Raw genomic sequence first — 17,780 nt, 5'->3', positions numbered from 1 at the left:
GAGAGAGAGAGAGAGAGAGAGAGAGAGAGAGAGAGAGAGAGAGAGAGAGAGCCGACAATCGCTGCGCGCAATTCGCTCCTGCGCGTGTCGAGTCCCCATTGCGGCCTGCGGATTGCGAAGAACGTGACTTCACACACATGTCTTGCCGCCATCACATCATCGTCAATGTCATGCCGCTAAAAAGCGGCCCCGCAAAGTGATCGCACTTCGACATGCAGCCTCGACGAGATCAGACGCATGACGAGCGGCGTGAGCTGCAACGACCGTCCCACGAGAGGAAGCGACATGAGCGTCTCGTCCCCCATCCTTACGGCTCGCCCCTTCGACAAGGCACGTGCGGGTACCGCGAGCTTCTGGCTTGCCCTTCTGCTCGGTGCCGCAGCACCGGCGTTGGCCCAGGCTCAAACGCCGGATTCCGTCGTTGCCATCGTGAACGGCCAGAAGATTCTCGAGAGCGATATTCAAGTCGCCGACGATATCCTCGGCCGTAACCTTCTCACGCGCGAACCCCTCGAGCGCCGCGACACCCTCGTGAAGATCCTGATCGACGGCGTGCTGCTGTCTCAGGCCGCCAAGGATCGCAACATCGTGGACGAGGCGGACCTGCAGCGTCGTATGACGTTTGCGCGCAATCAGGGGCTGTCCAATCATTTCCTGACGGTCGTCGGGCAGCAAGCGGTGACCGAGGAGGCGATGCGCAAGGCCTACGAGGAAGTCGTGGTGAAGGGAGCGCCGACCGAACCGGAGCTGCATCTGCGACATATCGTCTTCATGATCGCGCCTCCCGCGGACGATGCCGCCGTGAAGGCAGCGGAGCAGAAAGCGCAGGCGGCGATTGCACGGATAAACAAGGGCGAGGACTTCGCAGTCGTGGTCGCCGACATGTCCGAAGATCCCGTGACCAAGAACCGAGGGGGCGACTACGACTGGCGCGCGCGCGGCGAGATGGGCAAGGAATACGCCGAAATTGCCTTCAAGCTGAAGAAAGGCGAGGTGTCCGCACCATTCAAGACGGCGGTCGGCTGGCACATCCTGAAGCTCGATGACATGCGGACCCGGCAGCCTGCCGCCTATGACAAGGTCCGCGACCGCCTCGCCGTTCTCGTTGCGAATGCCGCACAGCTGGAACTCGTCGACAAGATTCGTTCCGAGGCCAAGATCGAGCGCGTCGACCAGCCGCAGGGAGCGGACAAGGCAACGGTCGGCCGCAAATAGCGTGTGGCGATGACCTGCCCCATCGGCCACGCACGCCCGTCGAACAGCGCTGCGGGGCATCCACGATGACGAAGGTTCGATTGGCCATCCTGCTGCACTGTCTGTGGAGTGGGACCGCAACTGCGCAGCCCGTCATGTTCTGGTTCAACGACCCCGTTGGCCCGGATGAGACCGTCCTGGTCACCGGTGCGGATCTCGATCAGATCACATCGGCGACCGTGGCGCGGATAACGGACGTGCCGGGTCGCGGCGCCGGACAGGAAACGACCGTCCCAATTCTGCAGTCCAATCCGCTCTCCCTCAAATTCGTGGTCCCGAAGGACTTCAGCCCCGGTCTGTACCGGTTCGCACTGACGCATGCGCAAGGCGCAATCACAGGACGGATCAATCTGCCAACCGTCTACTGGAGGCAGGGAGATCTCGGCGATGATGCATCACCGGGCGGCTGGCTTCAGGTGTTCGGCCGCAACATCGTTCGCGACGCCGGACGGGTACACTTGTCGCTGATTGCGGAGGAAAACCAGGGCCGGATTGATGCTCCTTTCGTCAAAGGCGATATGTGGCGTGGCATCTTTCGCATCCCGAAGGACGTCAGACCCGGACGCTATGCACTGCGGCTCGCAAACGGCGATGGTGGTGAGAGCGAGTCCGTCGATGCGGGCGCCCTCACCGTCCGCGTTTCGGCGCCGATGACCGAGCAGGAGTATGATGTCCGGGCCTACGGCGCAAACGGAAATGGCCGTTTCGATAGTACCCGGGCGATCAAGGCTACGATCGATGCGGCAAATGAAGCTGGCGGTGGCACGGTCTATTTCCCGCGGGGGCGATATCTCGTCTCCGACATGATCAGCATTCCGCCCGGAGTGAAGCTCAGAGGAGAACGTACGGATCTCGTCAATCTCCTCTGGCCCGACTTCGAAAGCCTGCCGGCCGCCTTGATCCGCGGCACCTCGCGGTTTGCAATCGAGGATGTCACGATCTACGCCTCCAACCACCCGCATGTCATCGCCGGAGGATTCCAGTTCGGCGAGCAACAGGCACCTGGCGCCGGTGATATTGCCATCAGGCGCGTTCGCATTCGAGCCTCGGCCTTTCGGGGCCTGATGGAGCCGGACGCCGCCCTTCGTCGCATGAACGATTTTCAGCGTACCTACGCCGCCGCGGCGCCGGACAGCATTCGGTTGAGCGGCGACCGCATCGAGGTCACGGATTGCGATGTCCTGGGATCTGGACACTCACTGAGGCTGTTCAAGGCGAGCAACGCCGTCGTCACCGGCAACATCCTGATCAACGGGCGCTACGGCGCCTATTCACTGGTCGGATCGCGCCAGGTCATCTTCGAGAACAATACCGTGTCCTCGGCCGATCTTCAGGCCAGCGGTGGCGGCATCACGACCCTGTCGAAATCCGTCAGCGCCTCCGAAAACATCTTCATCGGCGGCAACACGTTCAAGGCCATCTACGGGCTCGACCGGGAAGCGATGACGACGGACGGGCCCGGCGGCTATTATTTCGGGCACGCACGGAGCACGATGCCCGATGGATTGTCGCTGCGCGACCGCCCAAATCCGTATCCCGCAAGTCTCGACTGGACGAACGCCGCCGTCATGGTGGTGAACGGCCGCGGCACCGGCCAATATGCCCGCCTCAAGGCGCGCGACGACAAGCCCGGCGGTCTGTCGATCACGCTCGATCGGCCGCTTCCGGTGCCGCTCGACGAAACCTCGGAGATCACGGTCACCCAGGCCCAGCAGAACTACCTCGTCATCGGCAATTCGTTCGAGGACACCGGTGTCGCCGCCCAGGCCTATGGAACGGCCCTGGGCCATGTCATCGCGGGCAATCGCTCGAACAGGACCAGCGGCTTCGCCGCCTTCGGTCTGTCCTACGAGCAATTCCAGCCCGTCTGGCGAACGCAGTTTCTCGGCAATCACATCCTCGAAGGCAACGTGTATCGCGCAGGCCCCGAACGTTCGGTCTTTTCCAACGAGGCTTCGATCCTGGTGCGCGGAAACCAGACCGCGACGAGCGCGAACCGCCCGCCAATGGTTCAGGCGATCGTCATCCGCGGCAATCGACTGGATCAGGATGCGCACATCGAGATCAGGGGATTTGCCCCCGCTTCGCCAGGCGTTCGCGACGTCGTCATCGAGGACAACATCACAGGCGCATCGCGCGAGGGTCTGACGATCGATCGCGGCGTCGCGTGGTGGATCGCCCGCAAGAACGAAGAGAAGCGCATCCAGAAGTAGCGCAGCCTGCGTCCGGCGCCGCCCCAGTCACCTAAATGATAAGTTCCGTTGTTAGTTACCCTCTTGCTGCCCCGCCGGTTCTCATAACAGCAACAATGCTCTCCGTCCCGTCCTGACGCATCATCGAAAGACCACCCTGATGACCGCAATCCTCGGCCTGAACCTCAACCATCCCGATGCCTCCGCGGCGCTCGTTCTCGATGGCAAAGTGGTCGCTGCCGCTGCCGAGGAACGCTTCGGCCGGCGCATCAAGCATGATCCGTCCTTTCCGCAGAATGCGATCCGCGCGGTTCTTTCCATGGGCGGCATCTCGGCAAAGGAGCTCGACTTCATAGCGGTCGCCCGCGACCCTTCGCAGAACCGGGCGGCACAGGTCTCCTATGTGCTGCGCAATCCCATCTCTGGCGGCATGGCCGCAATGGAGCACATGCGCCGCGCACGGGTCGATCTCAGCATCAGCGACATGGTCGCAGAGGCCGGCGGACAGGCCCCGGACGCGGTCAAGGCGAAGCTGGTGAATGTCGAGCATCATCTCTCGCACATTGCGAGTTCATATTACTGTTCGCCGTTCGAAAGTCTCACCGCCGGATTTTCGTATGACGGCAGCGGCGACTTCACCAGCATGATGGCCGCCCGCTGCGAGGGCACCCGCATCGAAGTAATCGACCGTGTCCACCTGCCCCACAGCCTTGGCTTCTTCTACACGGCCTGCTGCCAATTCATCGGCTTCGACGGTTTCGGCGAGGAGTACAAGGTTATGGGGCTCGCCCCCTACGGCACCGACAAATATCTGGGCGAGATGCGCGAGCTCGTCGAAACGAGGTCGGATGGCTGGTTCAAACTGACCGACGGCTACTTCGGAATGCACCGCGGCGGCGAAGGCGGCAAGATGGACGACAACCATCGCATCGATATGCTTCGCCTGTTCACCGACAAATGGACCGCCAGATTCGGTGCCCCGCGGGAGCGGAGCGCAGAAATGACGCAGCGGGAGAAGGACATCGCCCGCTCCTGCCAGATGCGGTTCGAGGAGATCTCGCTTCATTGTTTCAATCGATTGCACGACCTCGTGCCGTCCGCGCAGATTGCCTATGCCGGCGGCTGTGCACTCAACGGCGTCATGAATGCGCGTTTGCTGCGCGATACGCCATTCCAGCAGGCCTATATGCAGCCCGCTTCCGCGGATGACGGCCTCTGCGTGGGTGCGGCTCTGTGGGCCTGGCACAATGTCGCGGGCGGACGTGAGCGGTTTCACATGACTCACGCCTATTGGGGACCTGCGCACACCGACGAGACCATGCGCCGCGCGGCGGAGCAGTCTCAGTGCCCGATGCGGGAGCTGCCTGCCGGGCAGGTCCCGAAGGCGGTCGCGGCCCTGCTGAATGCCGGTCTGGTCGTGGGCTGGTACCAAGGGCGCTCCGAGTGGGGCCCGCGCGCACTCGGCAATCGCTCCATTCTCGCCGACCCGACGCGTCCTGACATGAAGGATGTGATCAATGCGAAGATCAAGCGGCGCGAGAGCTTCCGCCCGTTCGCGCCCAGCATCCTCCAGCCCGCAGTGGCGACCTATTTCGAACAGGACGTCTTCAGCCCCTTCATGATGCACGTCGTCAAGCTGCGGCCGGAGTGGCGGGAGAAGCTCCCGGCCATCACCCATGTCGATGGGACGGGCCGTCTGCAGAGCATCGCGCGCGAGACAAACCCGCTCTATTATGAGCTGATCGAAAGCTTCGGCGCGTTGTCGGGCATCCCCATCGTGCTCAACACCAGCTTCAACGAGAACGAACCGATCGTCGATACGCCGGAACAGGCGATGAGCTGCTTCCTGCGGACCGGTCTCGACGCGATTTGTCTCGGCCGCTATCTCGTGGTGAAGGCCGAGCACGCGCATCTCCTGCCCAATGCCTGAGAATGCTGTGCGGACATCACAGAAATTGATGCTCGGTCGATCTACCGTGCAACCGCCCGTCGATCAGGCGGGCAATGCCGACGTCGTCCGGTAAGCCTCATAGGCGCGCCGCAGCCCCTCCTCCAGCGAGGTCGTGGCGCGCCAGCCGAGACTGGCGAGGCGACTGACGTCGAGCAGCTTGCGCGGCGTGCCGTCCGGGCGGGCAGGATCGAAGGCGATCTCGCCGCGATAGCCGACGATTTCGGCGACGATGCGCGCAAACTCGGCGATGCTGATGTCCTCACCGGTGCCGATATTGACGAGGTCGGGAGCCGAGTAGGTCTTCATTAGATGCACGCAGGCATCTGCCATGTCGTCGACATAGAGGAACTCGCGCCGGGGCGTGCCGGTACCCCACACCACAACGCTTTTCGCGCCCGCGACCCTGGCCTCGTGGAAGCGCCGGATCAGCGCGGCGACGACATGGCTGAACTCGGGATGATAATTGTCGCCGGGGCCGTACAGATTGGTCGGCATCACGTTGATGAAGTCGCTGCCGTACTGGCTGCGATAGGCCTCCGCCATCTTGATCCCGGCGATCTTGGCGATCGCATAGGGCTCGTTGGTCGGCTCCAGCGGGCCCGTCAGCATGGAGTCCTCGCGGAGCGGCTGGGCGGCCAGCTTCGGATAGATGCAGGAGGAGCCGAGGAACATCAGCTTCTCGGCGCCGCTCTGATGCGCGGCGTGGATCACATTGGATGCGATCGCGATGTTGTCGTAGATGAACTCGGCGCGCAGCGTGTTGTTGGCGACGATGCCGCCGACTTTCGCCGCCGCGAGGAAGACGACCTGCGGCCGCAGCTTCGCGAACCAGTCGAACACGGCGGCCTGGTTGCAGAGATCGACCTCGCGCCGGTCCGCCGTCACGAGATCGACGTCCTCCCGCGCCAGTCGGCGCACCAAAGCGCTGCCGACCATGCCGCGATGGCCGGCGACGTAGACGCGTTTGCCCTTCAGCTCAAACAGTGCGCTTGCCATGGCCCGCATCCCGCTTCGCCTCGGCCAGATCGCTCGCGACCATCTCCTCGACCAGTTGCGCGAAGGTGCGCTTCGGCGTCCAGCCCAGCACCTTGCGCGCCTTGCTGGCGTCGCCGACCAGGATGTCGACCTCGGTCGGACGGAAATAGGTCGGGTCGATCTTCACGACCGTCTTGCCGCTCTTTTCGTCCACGCCGGTTTCGCCGACGCCCTTGCCGCGCCATGCGATGCGGCGGCCGACCTGCGCGAAGGCCAGTTCCACCATCTCGCGCACCGAGCGCGTCTCGCCGGTGGCGAGCACGAAATCGTCCGGCTTGTCGGCCTGCAGGATCCTGTGCATGCCCTCGACATAATCCCGGGCGTGGCCCCAGTCGCGCTTGGCCTCGAGATTGCCGAGATAGAGCGTCTCGTCCAGACCGACCTCGATGCGCGCCACGGCGCGGGTGATCTTGCGCGTCACGAAGGTCTCGCCCCGGATCGGGCTCTCGTGGTTGAACAGGATGCCGTTCGCGGCAAACATGCCGTAGGCTTCGCGGTAGTTCACCGTGATCCAGTACCCGTAGAGCTTCGCGACGCCATAGGGCGAGCGCGGATAGAACGGAGTGGTCTCCTTCTGCGGAATCTCCTGCACGAGGCCGTAAAGTTCGGACGTCGAGGCCTGGTAGAACCGCGTCTCTTTCTCCATGCCGAGGATGCGGATCGCCTCCAGCAGGCGCAGCACGCCGATGGCGTCGGCATTGGCCGTGTATTCCGGGCTTTCGAAGCTGACTGCCACATGGCTCTGGGCGGCGAGATTGTAGATCTCGGTAGGCCGGATCTGCTGCACCAGGCGGATCAGATTGGTGGAATCGGTCATGTCGCCGTAATGCATCAGGAACGGTACGTCGCCGACATGCGGGTCCTGGTAGAGATGGTCCACCCTTGCCGTGTTGAACGAGGATGAGCGCCGCTTGATGCCGTGCACGACATAGCCGACCGACAACAGATATTCGGCGAGATAGGCGCCGTCCTGTCCGGTCACGCCGGTGATGAGAGCGATCCGCTTAGTCATGTCTCACACCTCACTCCTGCAGATTCGCGATACCGGTTGCCGCGGTACCTTGGGCTTGTTTGACGCACCGATCGAGCCGGTCACCCGGCTGCGTATCAGGGTCGATTCTGCGCGCAATCGCCTCACAACGGCTCGCATGCTCAGAACTGGAAATAGATGAACTCGGCATGACCAAAGATGCCGAACAGGATGATGTAGTACGCTAGCGCAACGCCCGCGCCTGTCGAAAGCCAGCGCATTTGGCCAAGCGCCTGGAGCCGCTGCGGGCGGAACGCCAGGAGGAAATCGACCAGGAACAGGATGAGCAGCGAGACCCCTAGCATCGCCAGTTCCACGCTCGATAGCCCGAGCATCTTGAGCGTACCATAGGACATCGGACCGAACTCACCCAGGCTTCGGAACGCGATAAATGCGTTCGCAAGGCTGGTCGACCGAAAGAACACCCATCCTGCCAGCACGATCGTTATCATCCAGACCCAGCCAAGCAGCCGTCGGGCGGGCGCTCCCAACCAGAGCTCCGGCCTCACGGTCCTCGTGAATGCGCGTTCGAGCACCAGACCGATACCGTGCAGCACGCCCCAGGCCGCGAAGGTCCACGCAGCGCCGTGCCAGATGCCGCTGACGGCGAACACGATCATCAGATTGCGCGCGGTGGTCCGCTCGTTGCCGCGGCTGCCGCCGAGCGGAATGAACAGATAGTCGCGAAACCAGCTGGACAGCGAAATATGCCAGCAACGCCAGAACTCGTTCAGGCTGCTGGCAAAATACGGCTGTCGAAAGTTGATCATGAGATCGAATCCCATGATCCGGGCCGTCCCGCGGGCAATATCGGAATAGCCGGAAAAATCGCAATAGATCTGGATCGCGAACAGAACGACCGCCAGCAACTGGTAGCTTCCCGAATATTGCTCCGGATTGGCGTAGATCCCGTTGACCACCGGCGACACGACGTCGGCGATGCACATCTTCTTGAAGAGCCCGTAGCCGATCAGGAACAGGCCCGCGCTCAAATCCGGGAAGGACAACCGATGGGCCGCGCGAAACTGCGGCAGCATGTGACCGGCGCGCTCGATTGGACCGGCGATCAGCTGCGGAAAGAAGCTCACATACTGGGCGTAGGTGAGAAAGTCGCGCTCGGCCTCGACCTTGCGATAGTAGACGTCCAAGGTGTAACCGACCGACTGAAACGTGTAGAAGGAGATACCGAGAGGCAGCGCGAGCCCCAGGGCGTAGTCCGGAATGACGTAGCCGAACAGTCCGGCCGCACCGATCAAATTCGCGATCAGGAAATCCAGATACTTGACCGTCGCGAGTATGCCGAGATTGATGGACAACGCCAGGATCATTGCCGCCTTGCGGCCGCCCTCCGTCCCGGAGCGAGCCATCATCAGCGCGGTGGTGTAGTCCACCGCCGTGGTCAGTGCGAGCAAGAGCCCGAAGGACGGACGCCAGCTCATGTAGAACACGTAGCTCGCGATCAGCAACAGGATCGGCTGGGTCCGCTGCGGCAGTCCGAAAAAGAGCACGAGGAACGCCACGAAGAATGCCAGGAACTCGAAGGAATTGAAGAGCATCAGTCGAATGCTCCGCTGGCCTTCAGGAGCCTCGCCAAATCCGCGGTATAGATCGTCGCGCCCGTGGGGTTCATGTGCTGGGGATCGGCAAAGAGCGTCGGTGGATAGACGAAATAGTCCGGCCCGAGCGCGCGGACGAGTGGCCGCTCGGACAAGACAGTCATCCGCAACTGGTCAGACGGCGGGCACGGCGCCACCTCCCCCGTGCGAAACAGCGCAGGAACGAAGACCACTTGAAATCCATGCTGCCGCGCCAGTTGCTCGAGACGATCGCGAACGTGGGATCTTTCGGGAATGAAGCGCGGTTGGCTTCGCGCGGCATTGTCGGTCGGTAGCGAATAGTCCGCCGGCAGTCGGTCATTGGCATAATGGCTCTGCGACTTGATGAAGTACCAGCCCCTGTCATCGATCATGGCCGATCGTTGCGCTTCCACGTCGCGAATTGCTTCCACGAGCCGCTTCCGGTTCTGAAAGAGAAACAGCGCGGCGTCGCGAGGCAAGGTGCGGAACGGGAAAAGCGTACTCGCGAGGCGATTGTCGTCGTGCAGCAGCGCGGCAAGGCCGTCGGCTTCGGCCTTCCCATCCCAGGGGATCGTCAACAGCACGTGCGTCGGGATGTTGCCCGCCGCCAGAGCGGCCTCCAGGATGGGAAGGAAGCGCACATCACCGGGCAGTCCCAAATTGTAGGAACGGAAGTACGGACCCACCTCAGCGTCGAGTTCGCGCGGCCGGAAGGCCGAGAGGATCTTGCTGTTGCCGAACACCATGACACGATACCGGTCCAGCGGATCGAACATCGGATTCTTGACGAGCGTGTCGAACTTTGCGTCGGCAATGACCACCGAGCCCGGCCTGAGGAAAGGAAGCAGGACTTGGGCCGCCCCCAGCGCAATCCAGACTGCGCCGAAGAGCAGGACAAAGATCCCTGCTCGCCTGATCCAGGATCTCGTCTGCGCTGCACTCGAAAGATCGACTGCCCGGAACTCTCCCGAGCCGCCGAGTGCTTCCGTCACGTCAGTTGCCGGCCGTGGCAGGTTCGAGACGAGCGACAGTCTTTCGGAAGGTTGGTGCCGGCGCGGCTTGGACATTTCCGAGACAACTCGCGGGATGACGCTGTAGCAGGAGGACGCCGGGCGGTCATGACGATGGAGCGCTCGTCCCGACCTGCAGGCCGCGGATCATCGCCGCGCGACATGTTGCAGCTACGATCCGGCCCACCCCTGCCATCTGAGGCGCAGCCGATACCAAACAAACATTACAGTTTGACGATAACATTCGCTCGCAATCACATTCATTCGATGGATTGCGGTGAGGGATAACATTGGCTAGAGAAGCGCGCGTTCGCATGTGCAGCGGGGCACCGCAGCGGCAGTCGCGCGTAACTTCGGGGTAGAGCATGGCAGTGACGGTCACGACCTCCGCGGTGCCGAACGAGGCGCACGGATGCTGACGTCATTCGCGGATGTCGGCGAATTCGGACCATGCGACGTCTGCGTGGTGGGCGGCGGTCCCGTCGGCATCGCACTGGCCCTTGCCTGCGAACAGCGCGGACTTTCCGTGGTCCTACTGGAATCCGGGCGCGAGGGCTCGGACGAATTCGCCGCGGCACTCTCGTCTGACCACCTGATCGACGAACGGCGACACGCGCCGACGCAGATCGCGATCTGCCGCGGGCTCGGTGGCACGTCGCGCTGGTGGGGCGGGCGCTGCGTTCCGTTCGACGACGTCGATTTCGCGAGGCGCCCCCACGTGCCGGGCGCCGTCTGGCCAATTACGCATCGGGACATATCGTCTTGGTATGACGCGGCGGCCGATTTCTTCGGTATCGGCCCTGCCCGCTTCACGACTTCGACGGCATCACAGTCGCTCGACGGCCACGTCCGGACCGACCAGCTCGAGCGCTGGACGGCAAATATCGACGCCGGGCGCAGGAATCGCGCGCGTCTCGCGCAATCCACCCTCATCAAGGTCGTGCTGGGTGCGACCGTGACGGAATTCAAGGTGTCGGATGACGGCCGTCGCGTCGTGGAACTGACCGCCTGCGATGCAAAGCAGAGGCGCCGGATCGCGGCCCGTTCAACGGTGCTGGCTTGCGGCGGGCTGGAAACGACGCGGCTGCTGCTGTTCGCACAGCAGAATCGGCCGGGCCTGTTCGGGAGCACTCTCGGCCGTTTCTACATGGGGCACGCCTCCGGAAAGATCGCGGACGTGGTTCTCGCGGACCCTGCCACCGCTTCAGGCCACAACTTCTTTCTCGACGAGGGCGTGTACGTTCGCAGGCGCTTCACGCTTGCACGCGAAGTGCAGCAGCGCGAGAGACTCCTCAATATCGCCTTCTGGCTCGACAATCCGCCGTTCCATCAACCCGCTCACCGCAACGGCATCCTGTCGTTGGTCTGGATGGCGCTTGCCGTTCCGCCGATCGGCCGACGCCTGCTGCCGGAAGCGATACGCGCGATCCACGTCGGCCCTGCGCCACATCGCTGGAGCGACCATCTGCGCAACGTGCTGCGGTCGCCGCTGGAGACACTGCAGAATCTCGCCACCATCGTCCAGGCGCGCTTTCTTGCCAGGCCCCGGCGGCCGGGCTTCCTCATCCGAAGCGCAGAGGGCCGCTATGCGCTACATTTTCTGGCCGAACACGGACCGAACGGCAACTCCCGTGTCAGCCTTTCGGACCGCAAGGATGCGCTGGGCCTGCCCTTCCTCGACATCGACCTGCGGTTTTCGGAAGCCGACGCTCAGTCCGTCGTCCGGGCCCATGAAATCCTCGACCGATCGCTGCGAGACGCCGGTTACGGCCGCCTCGAATATCACATGCCAGCAGAGGCTCGCGTTGCCAGCGTGTTGCATCAGGCCAAGGACGGGTTCCATCAGATCGGCACAACCCGCATGGGTCTGAGCGCGGAAGACAGTGTCGTCGATGCGAACTGCCGTGTCCACGGCATCGAAAACCTCTACGTGGCGTCAAGCTCCGTGTTCGTCTCCTCCAGCCACGCGAACCCGACCTTCGCGGCGGTTGCCCTCGCGCTGAGACTGGCTGCGCACCTGTCGGAAAATGCGCGCGCCGGGGATCTTGGAGTAGCGGCATGAGACTGGTCCGTGTTCCGAGGCTGGGTCTCGAGGTTTCGGCGATCGGATTCGGTTGCGCATCGCTGGGCTCGCGCATTTCAGCGACTGAAGGCCAGCGTGCGGTTGCGCGCGCACTCGATCTGGGCATCAGCTGGTTTGACGTCGCTCCTCCCTATGGCGACGGACTCGCGGAAACGCTACTCGGCCGGTCGCTCCGGGGGCGGCGCGACAAGGTCGCGATCTGCACCAAGTTCGGTATCGCCCCTCCGCAGCTGTCGGTCACCACGAGGCTGCTCCGGCCTGCTGCCCGAAAGGCGGTTGCGGCGTTTCCCGCCCTGCGGCGGATTGCGTCAGGAGCGCGCTCGACCGGAACGCGGGCGGCGATCGACGCCGAGGCCATCGAGACGTCGGTTACCAACAGCCTGCGCGCGCTCGGCACCGACTACATCGACGTTCTTGCACTACACGACCCGACGCCGGACGAGGCCTCGAGCGACCTCGTTTTCGACAGGCTGTGCCGCCTCGTCGAGAAGGGGTACGTGCGCGCGCTGTCCGTCGCAGGCGAGCCTGCCAGTGTGATGGCAGCCGCCGACGGCGGGATGCCGATCGACATCGCCCAGTTTCGCGACACTCCGCTCGGCAACGCCGCCCCGACCCTGCTGGCACGGTTCGCGGCCCCGCCGTTGTTCGTGACGCATGGGGCACTCGATGCCGATGCCTGGCAGGCTATTGCCGGTCTTTCCGCTGACCGCGCCGGACGCGTCAGTGCCGTCGCGCGCGCATACGGGATCGACGTCTCGCAGAATGCTGCGGATCTGCTTCTGCGCTTCGCTTTCGCCAACAACCCCGACGGCATCGTTATCGTCTCGATGTTCCGGAGCGACCACATGCAGCGGAACGTGGCAGCATGCGCGGAATCGCCGGCCCCTGGGCTTGCTTCCGCTCTGCGGGAAGCGCTGACCGCAGCCCCTTCTCTTGCGGGAGCATCCTGATGCACCGTCCTGACATCGCGTCACGGCATTTCCCGGCTTGGAAACACTGAGTCATGTGCGCAATCAACGGCTCGTTTGCCTACGGCACCGATGCTTCCCCGGTCGACAGGTCCGAACTGCTGCGCGTCCGGGACGCGATGACCGCGCGCGGTCCGGACGCGTCCGGCCTCTGGTTGTCGGACGACGCGCGCGTCGGGTTTGCGCATCGGCGCCTCGCCATCATCGACCTGAGCGAAGGTGGCGCGCAACCGATGCTCGATCCCGAGACCGGCAACTGGATCTGCTTCAACGGAGAGATCTACAATCATCAATCGCTGCGGGCGCGCTTGAACAGCCAGGGTGTTGCCACGCGCACACAGTCCGACACCGAAGTTCTGCTCAAGCTCTATGCCCGGCAGGGCACCGGGATGTTTGCGGACCTGCGCGGCATGTATGCCTTCGCATTGTGGGACGCCGGGCGACGGGAGTTGCTGCTGGCCCGCGACCCCTTCGGCATCAAGCCGCTCTACGTTGCCGACAACGGCGCCACGGTCCGCTTCGCATCGCAGGTCAAGCCGTTACTCCAGACCTCGATCGACCGCAGGCCCGAACCGGCCGGCCACGCCGGCTTCCTGCTGTGGGGATCAGTACCCGAACCCTACACGCTCTATCGCGGCATCCGCGCGTTGCCACCCGGTCATTGGCAGCGTTTCGGAAACGGGCGCACGGCGCCACCGGTATGCTTTGCCAATGTGCTCGATACGCTCTGCCGTTTGCCGTCGGCTGCCGGAGGCCGCACTGAGGACGCGCTCGATCAGATCGCCGCTGCAGTGAAGGACAGCGTCGCCGCCCACATGGTCGCGGACGTACCGGTCGGCGTGTTCCTGTCGGCGGGCCTCGACTCCACGATGCTCGCGGCCTGTGCGGCGCATGGGGGTGAACTGCGCACGCTCACCCTCGGCTTCAACGAATATGCCGGCACCCCCCACGACGAGGCCGGACTGGCCGACGAAGTCGCAGGCCTGCTCAACGCGAAACATGCGCTGAACCGGATCTCCGCGCACGACTTCGAGGGCGACCGCGAGCGGTTGATCGAAGCGATGGACCAGCCGTCGATCGACGGGATCAACGTCTGGTTCGTTTCAAAGGCCGCTGCCGCGCAAGGTCTCAAGGTTGCCATCTCGGGGCTCGGCGGCGACGAACTGTTCGGATCCTATCCCAGCTTCAACCAGGTGCCGAAGCTGGTGAAGCTGATGCAACGTGCGCCAGTCAATGAGCGCGCCGGCGTTCTCTTGCGCGGTCTCGTCCAGCCATTTGCATCATTGATGCCGTCGCCGAAATATGCCGGCTTGGCCGAATACGGCCACAGCCTGGCGGGGGCCTATCTCCTCCGGCGAGCGCTTCACATGCCCTGGGAACTCGCGGGCCTGATGGACCCTGCGATGGCGAAAGACGGCTTGCAGGAACTGGCAACGGTAAAACGTCTCGAGGGGAGCATCGAGGGGCTTGACCGCGATCGGCTCGCCGTCTCTGCGCTGGAAATGCAATGGTACATGCGCAACCAGTTGCTCCGTGATGCCGATTGGGCAGGCATGGCTCACTCGCTCGAGATCCGCGTGCCACTGGTCGACCTGCACCTGCTTCGCGACTTCGTCGAGCTGCCGGACCTGGATGCTGCGAACGAAAAGCGCACCATCGTTCGCCGCGTGGCGCCGCACTTGCCGGAATCGGTACTCAACAGACCCAAGACGGGCTTTTCCGTGCCGATCCATCAATGGCTCAATCCTGGGGCGCGCCGCGGCGTCATGCAGTATCGGGACTGGGCAAAGCAGCTCTATGGACGCTTCGCGGCGGCATGAGGTCACGGTCATGAAGCTGCTGCATGTCGTCTCCTCCGTCGACCGGCGTTTTGGCGGGCCCATCGAGGGCGTGCTCCAGCGCGGCCTTCGTCTGCGGGAGATGGGTCACGAGGTCGAAGTTGCGTCGTCCGATGACCCCGGCGCTTCGCATGTCGACGCCTTTCCGCTTCCGGTGCACGCGCTGGGCCCGCCCAGGCGGGGCGGATATTATTACGCGGCGTCCCTCCGCCCCTGGCTGCGAGCCCATGCCGCCGGCTTCGACGCCGTCGTCGTCAACGGTCTCTGGCAATATCACAGCTTCGCCGCCTGGCAGGTGATGCGCGAACTGGGTCGCCCATACGTGATCTTCACTCACGGTATGCTGGACCCCTGGTTCAACCAGGCCTACCCGCTCAAACGCCTCAAGAAGTTGATCTACTGGCGGTTCGCCGAATACCGCGTGCTGCGCGACGCCGCCGCAGTCCTGTTCACCAGCCAGGAAGAGCGGCTGCTGGCGCGACATTCGTTCCGGCCGTACCAGGCTCGCGAACGCGTGGTCTCCTATGGAACACGCTTGCCCCCGCAGGACGCCGATCCGCTGCGGGAGGCCTTCCTTGCCGATCACCCCGAGTTGCGCGGCAAACGCGTGATGCTGTTCCTCGGCCGGCTTCATGCCAAGAAGGGCTGCGATCTCATGGTCGAGGCCTTTGCGCAAGTTGCCGCCGAGGAGCCGCGCCTGCATCTGCTGATGGCGGGACCAGACCAGACCGGCTGGGTCGCAGAGCTCAAGGCCCGGGCGAGAACACTTGGCCTTGCCGACAGGATTACGTGGCCAGGCATGCTGGTGGGCGATGCCAAATGGGGCGCGTTCTACGCCAGCGAAGCCTTCATGTTGCCGTCACATCAGGAGAATTTCGGCATCTCCGTTGCCGAAGCGCTCGGCTGCGGCCTGCCCGTGCTGATCTCGAACAAGGTCAATATCTGGCGGGAGGTCGTCGAAGCGCGGGCCGGGCTCGTCGCCGAGGATTCCGCCGCAGGCACGCTCGATGTTCTCAAGGCCTGGCTGGCGATGTCGCCGGATGACCGCGCTGCGATGACCCGGCGCACGCGCGCGCTGTTCCGCGAGCGCTTCAGCGTCGATCGGATGGCGACGGCGCTGATCGACGTGGTCAGCGATTTGCAGGCGGCGCCACCGCGCACCTGATCTGGCATCACTGCAGCGGAATTGGCCGGCGGTCCCTCCCTCGGGATCGAGCCGCCGACGCCTCACACTTCTCCCAATTGTTATCTGTCTTATCGTTATAGTGATAATGTCACATGGCAAATGATATCACAGACACCAAGAGGCAGACGGGAACACGCTAACGTCGGACCGGGTACCGTTTCCGCCTGCAGGCGCCATGCCCGATTGCCCAACCGGCTCGGCAGGCCGGGATTTTAGGGCCGGTCGAAGCCAGCCGCTTCGGCCGCGGAAATGAGGGCGGTCATGCGGATCTTGGTGGTAGGGATCAATTACGCTCCCGATCTGATTGGCGTTGCAAAATATACCACTGAATTCTGCGAAAGCATGGCCGCTTGGGGCCATGAGGTCCGCGTTGTCACAGGCCCGCCCTATTACCCGGATTGGAGCATCCCGCGGGAGTATCGTCGCTCATGGTATGTCCGTGAACGCGTGAACGAGGTCGACGTGATCAGGGCGCCGATCTACGTACCGGCACGACCGTCCGGGGTCAGGCGGCTGCTCCACCATGCATCTTTCCTGGTGTCGGCCGCCGGTCCACTGTTGTCGGGGGCATTGTTCTGGCGGCCCGACATCGTGTTCGTGGTCGCCCCCTCCTTGCTGTCCGCGCCGATCGCCGCTCTTGCCGCACGTTTGGCCGGCGCGGCGTCCTGGGTCCATGTCCAGGATCTCGAAGTGGATGCGGCTTTCGAAGTCGGCCTGCTGCGCGGCGGTGCCGCGCGCCGTGTCATGGCGGCCTTCGAACGCTGGATCCTGAAGGCTTTCCAGCGAGTCTCGACCATCTCACCGCAGATGATGGCGCGGCTCGAGCACAAGGGTATCGCACCGAGCAGATTGCGTGAATTCCGCAACTGGATCGATACCGGAATTGTTACACCCGGCTCCCGCCAGACGCCGCTCCGGACCGAGTTGCGGCTCGAAGCAGACGATATCGTTGCCCTCTACTCCGGGGCCATGTCGAACAAGCAGGGGCTGGAGCTAATTGTCGGAGCCGCCGCGGCCGTGAAGGATGTCCATCCGTCGCTCAAATTCGTGTTGTGCGGCAACGGACCGGCCAAACCGACGCTGATGCAGATGTCCGACGGCTTGAGTAACGTTCGTTTCCTCGATCTTCAGCCGCTCGATCGCGTCTCGGAATTGCTCAGCACGGCCGACATTCAGCTGCTGCCGCAGAAGGCCGAGATCGCCGATCTTGTGCTTCCGTCCAAGCTCGCCGGCATGCTGGCCTCGGGCCGCCCGCTCGTTGCAATGGCCAAGCCAGGCACGGGCCTTGCGACGGAAGTCGAGGGCGCAGGCCTCGTCATTGAGCCCGGCAACGCGGACGCGCTCGCAGGGGCCCTCTTGACCCTAGCGACCGATGACGCGCTCCGCGCCCGATTGGGCGCTGTTGCGCGCAGGCGAGCCGAGCAGAAATGGGACCGGGTCTCGATCATGCGCTCGCTGGAGCGCGAGTTCATGGCGCTTCCGCAATGTGCGCCCTCGCACGCGCCGCGGGTTCAACAGCCGGCGATATCGATGCGCTCGATCGAGCACGTCTCAACGGGAAGCCGGCGCCGTCCGGATGCGCCTGGCCGGCCATTCTCGCGTCAATCCATGCGTGGGCCGAACCGTGGCGCCCTGTCCGCCAAGGAGCGCCCCTGA

General features: G+C 63.7%; 12 protein-coding genes. 8 read left to right on the top strand and 4 right to left on the bottom strand.

Translation table 11 applies throughout. The features are described 5' to 3' along the window. Window positions 1-285: 285 nt before the first annotated feature. The 3 genes from AX729_RS06560 (at window position 286) to AX729_RS06550 (ending at window position 5,376) form a co-directional block, all read left to right on the top strand. Entirely contained in the window at window positions 286-1,215 is a 930-nt protein-coding gene (locus AX729_RS06560) for a peptidylprolyl isomerase (protein WP_061021279.1), read from the top strand. A gap of 65 nt (window positions 1,216-1,280) precedes the next feature. Further along, window positions 1,281-3,467, top strand: a complete 2,187-nt coding sequence (locus tag AX729_RS06555; protein WP_061021258.1) for a glycosyl hydrolase family 28-related protein — start codon at window positions 1,281-1,283, stop codon at window positions 3,465-3,467. A 139-nt stretch (window positions 3,468-3,606) separates the two neighbouring features. After that, window positions 3,607-5,376: a carbamoyltransferase family protein gene (locus AX729_RS06550; protein WP_061021256.1), complete on the top strand. Its 1,770-nt coding sequence runs from the start codon at window positions 3,607-3,609 to the stop codon at window positions 5,374-5,376. A gap of 63 nt (window positions 5,377-5,439) precedes the next feature. Here the strand turns inward: AX729_RS06550 and fcl are convergent, their stop codons facing one another. The 4 genes from fcl to AX729_RS06530 form a co-directional block, all read right to left on the bottom strand. After that, window positions 5,440-6,393: a GDP-L-fucose synthase gene (gene fcl, locus AX729_RS06545; RefSeq protein WP_061021255.1), complete on the bottom strand. Its 954-nt coding sequence runs from the start codon at window positions 6,391-6,393 to the stop codon at window positions 5,440-5,442. Then, entirely contained in the window at window positions 6,374-7,444 is a 1,071-nt protein-coding gene (gene gmd, locus AX729_RS06540) for a GDP-mannose 4,6-dehydratase (RefSeq protein ID WP_061021253.1), read from the bottom strand. The genes fcl and gmd overlap by 20 nt, the downstream gene beginning before the upstream one ends. A gap of 140 nt (window positions 7,445-7,584) precedes the next feature. Then, the gene (locus AX729_RS06535) at window positions 7,585-9,018 is read right to left on the bottom strand and encodes an MBOAT family O-acyltransferase (RefSeq protein WP_061021251.1); all 1,434 of its coding nucleotides are present in this window, start codon (window positions 9,016-9,018) and stop codon (window positions 7,585-7,587) included. Then, window positions 9,018-9,785, bottom strand: coding sequence for a hypothetical protein (locus tag AX729_RS06530; RefSeq protein WP_156456762.1), 768 nt, complete (start codon window positions 9,783-9,785; stop codon window positions 9,018-9,020). Before AX729_RS06530 ends, AX729_RS06535 begins: the two co-directional genes overlap by 1 nt. A 676-nt stretch (window positions 9,786-10,461) precedes the next feature. Here AX729_RS06530 and AX729_RS06525 point away from each other — a divergent pair. The 5 genes from AX729_RS06525 to AX729_RS06505 all read left to right on the top strand — a co-directional run bounded on the left by AX729_RS06525 (window position 10,462) and on the right by AX729_RS06505 (window position 17,780). Further along, window positions 10,462-12,111 (top strand): FAD-dependent oxidoreductase, encoded by a 1,650-nt coding sequence (locus AX729_RS06525; RefSeq protein ID WP_061021247.1) that lies wholly within the window; start codon window positions 10,462-10,464, stop codon window positions 12,109-12,111. Next, window positions 12,108-13,082: an aldo/keto reductase gene (locus AX729_RS06520; RefSeq protein ID WP_061021245.1), complete on the top strand. Its 975-nt coding sequence runs from the start codon at window positions 12,108-12,110 to the stop codon at window positions 13,080-13,082. The genes AX729_RS06525 and AX729_RS06520 overlap by 4 nt, the downstream gene beginning before the upstream one ends. 53 nt (window positions 13,083-13,135) lie before the next feature. Continuing rightward, the gene (gene asnB / locus AX729_RS06515; protein WP_061021244.1) at window positions 13,136-14,920 is read left to right on the top strand and encodes an asparagine synthase (glutamine-hydrolyzing); all 1,785 of its coding nucleotides are present in this window, start codon (window positions 13,136-13,138) and stop codon (window positions 14,918-14,920) included. Between the two features lie 10 nt (window positions 14,921-14,930). Beyond that, the gene (locus AX729_RS06510) at window positions 14,931-16,103 is read left to right on the top strand and encodes a glycosyltransferase (RefSeq protein WP_061021277.1); all 1,173 of its coding nucleotides are present in this window, start codon (window positions 14,931-14,933) and stop codon (window positions 16,101-16,103) included. Between the two features lie 282 nt (window positions 16,104-16,385). After that, window positions 16,386-17,780 carry a WcaI family glycosyltransferase gene (locus AX729_RS06505; RefSeq protein ID WP_063817220.1) on the top strand — a complete coding sequence of 465 codons (1,395 nt, stop codon included), beginning with the start codon at window positions 16,386-16,388 and terminating at the stop codon, window positions 17,778-17,780.

The organism is Bradyrhizobium sp. CCH5-F6 (assembly GCF_001556045.1).
Taxonomy (GTDB): domain Bacteria; phylum Pseudomonadota; class Alphaproteobacteria; order Rhizobiales; family Xanthobacteraceae; genus Bradyrhizobium.
The sequence above is the reverse complement of the archived record's forward strand: the minus strand, read 5'-3'. Positions and strand labels throughout refer to the sequence as shown.

Bases quoted from the DNA above. Each gene is read 5' to 3' on its own strand.
- AX729_RS06560 (WP_061021279.1), top strand. From the start codon at position 286: ATGAGCGTCTCGTCCCCCATCCTTACGGCTCGCCCCTTCGACAAGGCA.
- AX729_RS06555 (WP_061021258.1), top strand. From the start codon at position 1,281: ATGACGAAGGTTCGATTGGCCATCCTGCTGCACTGTCTGTGGAGTGGG.
- AX729_RS06550 (WP_061021256.1), top strand. From the start codon at position 3,607: ATGACCGCAATCCTCGGCCTGAACCTCAACCATCCCGATGCCTCCGCG.
- fcl (WP_061021255.1), bottom strand. From the start codon at position 6,393: ATGGCAAGCGCACTGTTTGAGCTGAAGGGCAAACGCGTCTACGTCGCC.
- gmd (WP_061021253.1), bottom strand. From the start codon at position 7,444: ATGACTAAGCGGATCGCTCTCATCACCGGCGTGACCGGACAGGACGGC.
- AX729_RS06535 (WP_061021251.1), bottom strand. From the start codon at position 9,018: ATGCTCTTCAATTCCTTCGAGTTCCTGGCATTCTTCGTGGCGTTCCTC.
- AX729_RS06530 (WP_156456762.1), bottom strand. From the start codon at position 9,785: ATGGTGTTCGGCAACAGCAAGATCCTCTCGGCCTTCCGGCCGCGCGAA.
- AX729_RS06525 (WP_061021247.1), top strand. From the start codon at position 10,462: ATGCTGACGTCATTCGCGGATGTCGGCGAATTCGGACCATGCGACGTC.
- AX729_RS06520 (WP_061021245.1), top strand. From the start codon at position 12,108: ATGAGACTGGTCCGTGTTCCGAGGCTGGGTCTCGAGGTTTCGGCGATC.
- asnB (WP_061021244.1), top strand. From the start codon at position 13,136: ATGTGCGCAATCAACGGCTCGTTTGCCTACGGCACCGATGCTTCCCCG.
- AX729_RS06510 (WP_061021277.1), top strand. From the start codon at position 14,931: ATGAAGCTGCTGCATGTCGTCTCCTCCGTCGACCGGCGTTTTGGCGGG.
- AX729_RS06505 (WP_063817220.1), top strand. From the start codon at position 16,386: ATGCGGATCTTGGTGGTAGGGATCAATTACGCTCCCGATCTGATTGGC.